Below are 5,255 nucleotides of genomic sequence, written 5' to 3' on the forward strand. Positions count from 1 at the left end.
GCTGCCGATACCGGGTCCGAGGCCGGTGGCGTCACGGTGATTCCCTGCGAGGAACCACCAGAGGCCGCCCCCGCCACCACAGCCCCCGTATGGGCAACGGCGGCGGTGTCGATCTTCAGCTGTGCCATCTCGACCTCCCCTTTTACTGACCGATTGGTATGTGCGGCGCTGAGCCACACCCCGTCGCAGCAACGTTAGCGGCCCGGCGCAGGGCGTTGCACCGCCCAAGTTCGAGCAACTGCCGGCGAGCACAGCAATGGTTGGGATCACGTCAGCCGCGCTCAGCCGACAGCGCCAACTCGCAGTCTAGAGGCGTCGCAATCTGTCGGACCGCTGCTCGATACTGGGCACATGTGGTGGGACGAGCAATTCCGAACCGGCTCCGCGCCGAGCGGTGATCTTTGCGTGCTCCCGGCAGCGCCGTCACCCGCGGCCGCACCGCGCACGCCCCAGGGCCCAGCCCCCGGCCAGCAGGCGGTGCAAGCAGCCCGCGATCCGTGGCAGTGGTGGTGGAACCACGCACGTGAGAGCGCGAAGGCCTACCTGGCCGGTCACAATCCGCCGGAGATCGCCATCTTCGGTCCGGTCCTCGGAGATCAGGAGCAGGGTCTGCTCGAAGCCGACGTGACCCTGAGTTTCCTCTACGGCGGGGACGGAACGTACGCGCGAAGCGACTACTTCGTCGTCGGTCGGCCGGCGGTGATGGTGGGTGCCTTGGCGGTCAACGCCGCCATCAACCACCGCCGCAAGGTCGCTGCGCGCCGTGATGCCCAACCGAGCTGGCGCGACAACCGGGGCGTCCATCTGTGGAGCACCACGGACCGTCTGATCTGGGACGGCGACGGCGGCTCAGGCCTGGCGAGCCTCTGGTACGGCGACATCAGCGGGTTTTACCCGGAGCTGGACACCTGGACGCTCACGCTGGCCACCAGCGACGGGCAACCACCGGTGCGTATGCAAGGTCCGGCGGTACCCCTGGTCTCGCTGTGGACGGCGACCGCAGTGCTCGGAGAGCGGTGGTGGCAGGACCCACGTCTGGCTGCCCTGCTGCGCTGATTCACTCCGAGGGCGTCTTACCGAGCGTCCGCGGTAATTTTCTTGGGCGGTGTATTTGACCTGCTCCGCAGGTAGGATCGGCTCTATGCCCGCGAAAACTCACATCGACACCGAGGCCACCTCGGCTGCCTTGGCGGCCGTGGCCGAGCAGCGTATGACGGCGATCGCCGGGACAGACATCACGCTGCCGCAGGGCCAGTACGTGAGCGGAACGAACGCCATCGCCGCCGGGCTCATCGCGACTCGGCTGGCCGATCTGGCCCGCCTGACCACCGCGGGGGCGGTCGCTGCGCAGACCAGTGTGGCGACCTACGAAACAGCCGAAGAAGCGAACGCAGCCACGCTGACGACGTAAGCGGCAAAGGGAGGGGCACACCATGAGCACCGGCACATCTGCCTGGGCACCGCCGGCCGGCGGCGTCCCGCCTCAGCCGGCTCCGCCTAACGTCCCGCCCTACGGATGGAATCCGCCACCGGCCGGCGGAGCTCCAGGTCCTCTACAGCAGGGTGCACCGCGGCCACCCAAGATGTGGCTGTGGGCACTTATAACCAGCATTCTCATGGTGGTTGCCATCGCGGCAACAGCGGCGATCACCTACGCGATCGCACACTCTGCAGGCACCCCAGCGGCTGCGCCCGCCGCTCCTTCAACTCCCACATTCACCGCGGCCGAACAGGCCGACGCTAAGCAGTCCCTGTGCCAGATATTCGACAAGTCGACCGCTGGTCAGCAAGCTCAAGGTGGTGTGGTCGTCAACGGGCAGCCCAATGTCCCGGTGCTGCTGCGAAAACTCACCGGAGCCGTGTCCATCATCCAAGCGCTCGTACCGGCAACACCCGAAAGTGTTGCAACACCTGCGCGGCAATACGTAGCGGCGAATCTGAACTTGATGAACGCGAGCTTAGGGCAGGGCAGCCTCGATGAAATCAAACAGCTGACTGCTGCGACGAATGACGCCACCGGCACACTTGCTGACGCCTGCGGGCTGCCGCGCTGATGCCAGCCGCAACCAATGCAGGCAGCGCCGTCGCGGACGCGGCCACGAAGGCTGGCCACTCCAAAACTGCTGCGGAGGTGGCGAATTCACAAGCCGCCAAGTTGCTGGAGAAGTTCAACGCGGCGAAACCGACCGTGCCGGACAACTATGTACCGGGCCTGGGCATGCCAGGCGGCGGTGACATTCAACTCCAGCCGGGAATGTTCACCGGCTCTCTGATCGGTCCCGGTGTATGGCCGACCGAGTCCGAGAGCGGGCTGTCCCAAGCCGCGGACAAACTCAAGAAGCTCAGCGAACACCACCGACAAGCCTCTGCAGCTGCTGAACGCTCAAGAGACGATGTGTTCTCGCCAGGCGGTCACTGGAGCGATGGAGCAGGCGCGGACGCTGCTTATGAGCACTACGATGCAGAGCATAAGGCTCACAACGCAGTAGTCGATGTTCTCGACGAGGTGGCGTCCAGTCAAGGCCGGCTAAGCGACCTAATTAGGTTGGGCAAGCGCAACATTCGCGACGCTCACGACAAAGCGCATCAAGAGATCGAGAAGTATCTCAACGCACCCAAAGGGGTGTCCACAGCCCAAATCGCTGTCACCCTAACGGAATACCGCACCCTCATCGAAGAGCACCGCACCGAGCTGCATGGGTGGATGGCCGAACAAACGAGCATGCTCACAAATAAGTTTGGCATTCCCGAAGCACCACCACGATCACCCTCAAACCAAGACAAGCCTGCGGACGATTCTGGTAGGAATACCGGCGACTCCACTGGCGATCCAACCACCCACACCACCGATCCTGTCCAGTCTGCGGGAAATCATGGAGACGGGCACGGGCGCGACACCGGCGCGTCGGATGGGCCAGGTGCCGCAGCACAACCTGACCACGGTTTACCAACTGCGGTCGGCCCCCTACGCGGGACCGCGGAGCCAAACGTCGGAGCAAACGGAGTCCCCAAGGCGCCGTCAATGCCCTCGATGCCCTCGCCGCCATCGATGGGAAGTGGTGGCGGCTCCGGAGGCGGGGGATCGTCGCCGCTGAGCAGCCTGGGTAGCGGAATGGGCGGCATGCAGGGCATGTCCGGCGGCGCTAATGGTGTCAGCGGAATGTCCAGCCCTGCTTCGAGTTTGCAGGGGCCAGCCTCTAGCGCCAGCCCGGCATCGCTGGGTAGCGAGTTCGGCCGCGGCATGGCTGCGGGCAACGCAGCGGCGGGCGGGATGCCGCCGCTCACGTCGTCGGCGCCGCCGCAAACACCTTCGGGCCCGCTATCGGCGGCTCCGCTAGCGCAGACCGCTGCCCCGGCATCAGCTGCACCCACAGCGTCGACTGTTCCGGCTTCGGCTACGCCGACCGGTGTGGGCGCGGGCGGCAGCGGCGGCGGTATGGGCGGGATGCCAGCCGGGGGTCTAGGCGCCGCGGGTGGATCTTCGGGTGCGTCTCCTCAGATGACGTCGTATGGTTCGGTGCTTCCTCCAGCTGCGCCGACTGCGCCGGCGGGAGCTGCCGGTGCAGCGGGGTCGGTGTCTTCGGCGCCTGCGGCCGCCGGTGCGGCGGGTGGCGCTGCTGCTGCCGCGGGGGCACCAGGCTTCTTGCCGGGTCTGCGTGAGGTGAACAACCAGCGGGTGGGTCGGGATGTGTCGATGACCGATCTGGAGAACGCGCGGACCGCTGTTGCTGATCTCGCGGCAGCCTCGAGCGTGGTCTACCCAGGCTTGGAGTGGGCGGTGGCAGTAACTCGCGGGGCATCGGGCTTTCCGGAGATGTGGGTGACCACTAACGAGGGCGCTGGGTACATTCCTCCGGGTGTGTATGTGCGCAGGTCGATGCCGCTGGCCGCGCATTTTGATCCCGACTTCGATGGCCGCTGGTTGGGCTGGACCAACCCGGCGGCAACTGTGCTGAGGGCTGTACGGATGCGCGGCGATGCCCTGTCTGCGATCGCCACGACGTGTGCGCACGATTCTGAGGAAGTCCGTTCCGCGACACCGGATGTCGCGATCGGTGTCGCTCCTGCCGGACCGCCTAGTGAGGCGGAGGCGTCTGCGCTGACTCGCGATCGCTCGCACCGCCTGGAGACCATCGCCCCTGCGGTGTTCGTTGGGCTGCAGCGCGATGCTGACGAAGCTGAGCGGTACGCGCGCCAGCTCACCCAGCACGTGGTGTTCTCGGGTCCGGAAATGTCGACGGCTGCTATGTCAGTGGCACGCGCGATCATCGCCGGGCAGTGGCCCTCAGAGCGCGAATGGGCCGATCTGACGGCTCAATACGAAACCGACCTGCTGATGGCTGGCGCTCAGCGTCCGGGTTTGATGGGCGTGGAGGAGCCCCAGCAGCTGGTGGCCTACCAGCGCGTTTTCACAGAGTGCCGCCGACTGGAAACGCTGTTGTGCTGGCAGAACGGTGATCTTGCTGACGTGGTGTACGCCGCGATCACTGCGGGTGCGAGCGCCCCAGCTCTGGTTTGAGCGGTACGGCTAACCATCCTGCTTTTTTGGGGCGGTGCTGTTTGGGTGGTGGCGGTTTTAGTTTGAGCGGGTGGGCGGCTCGGGTGTGGGCGCGTATATCGCGCAGGTTGACCGGGTGTTGGCCTCTGCCCAAGGTGTTTTCCCCGCTGCCGGTGGTCCGGGCTCGGTCAGCAGCCAGGGTCCCGGTGTTCCGGCCGCTCCCGCCGATTCGGCACTAAGTACCGGGGCCGGCAACGCCGGGGACGGCTATAAGCGCACCTGGGGCACCGTGACCGGTCTGGATGCTCAAACCAACGGCACCTCGGCTGCCGGGGCGGCCGAAGGCCAGAATGGTCGCGCCGGTGCCACCGGAGTGCGCCAGAGCGCGGCCAGCGCCGCGGCCGCGATCGCCCCGGCCACCGGATCGCCGGCCGGGGTGAAGACGCTGGTGACCAGCATGGATGACCGCCTAGCGGCGATGCAGCGCCAGATCGAGTCGACCAAGGCGCAAAACCAGCTGCTGGCCACCCGGATGCGGCAGATGGCGATGGCCTACCGCCAGGCCGCCCCCGCCGCCCCCGCCGCTCCCCCCCTCATCCTCGGCCGCCTGCCGGCCGCCCCCACTCTTCGGCCCTCCCCCATTCGCCTCCACACCGCTGCCCTCGTCTGCCTACTCGCCCTCTCTCTCCACCCCGACCGTCCGCTCACCCGTCCTGGCCCACCACCCCTCGCCCCACCACACCATGCCGCGCGCCCT

Annotated in this window: 4 protein-coding genes and 1 pseudogene; all 5 read left to right on the forward strand. The window is 66.7% G+C overall.

Translation table 11 applies throughout. The annotated features are described in order from the left end of the window. Positions 1 to 351: 351 nt before the first annotated feature. Complete coding sequence (locus HPC46_RS33570) at positions 352 to 1,056, forward strand: hypothetical protein (protein ID WP_179476314.1); 705 nt, start codon at positions 352 to 354, stop codon at positions 1,054 to 1,056. A gap of 85 nt (positions 1,057 to 1,141) precedes the next feature. Next, positions 1,142 to 1,411, forward strand: a complete 270-nt coding sequence (locus HPC46_RS33575) for a hypothetical protein (protein ID WP_179476315.1) — start codon at positions 1,142 to 1,144, stop codon at positions 1,409 to 1,411. 205 nt (positions 1,412 to 1,616) lie between these two features. Continuing rightward, positions 1,617 to 2,054: a hypothetical protein gene (locus tag HPC46_RS33580; protein ID WP_179476316.1), complete on the forward strand. Its 438-nt coding sequence runs from the start codon at positions 1,617 to 1,619 to the stop codon at positions 2,052 to 2,054. A 968-nt stretch (positions 2,055 to 3,022) separates the two neighbouring features. Then, positions 3,023 to 4,519 (forward strand): EspK C-terminal domain-containing protein, encoded by a 1,497-nt coding sequence (locus tag HPC46_RS35395; protein ID WP_233717021.1) that lies wholly within the window; start codon positions 3,023 to 3,025, stop codon positions 4,517 to 4,519. 70 nt (positions 4,520 to 4,589) lie between these two features. Further along, positions 4,590 to 5,255, forward strand: a pseudogene (locus HPC46_RS33590) (hypothetical protein); the annotation flags it as partial.

This window comes from Mycolicibacterium vinylchloridicum, from assembly GCF_013404075.1.
GTDB lineage: Bacteria > Actinomycetota > Actinomycetes > Mycobacteriales > Mycobacteriaceae > Mycobacterium > Mycobacterium vinylchloridicum.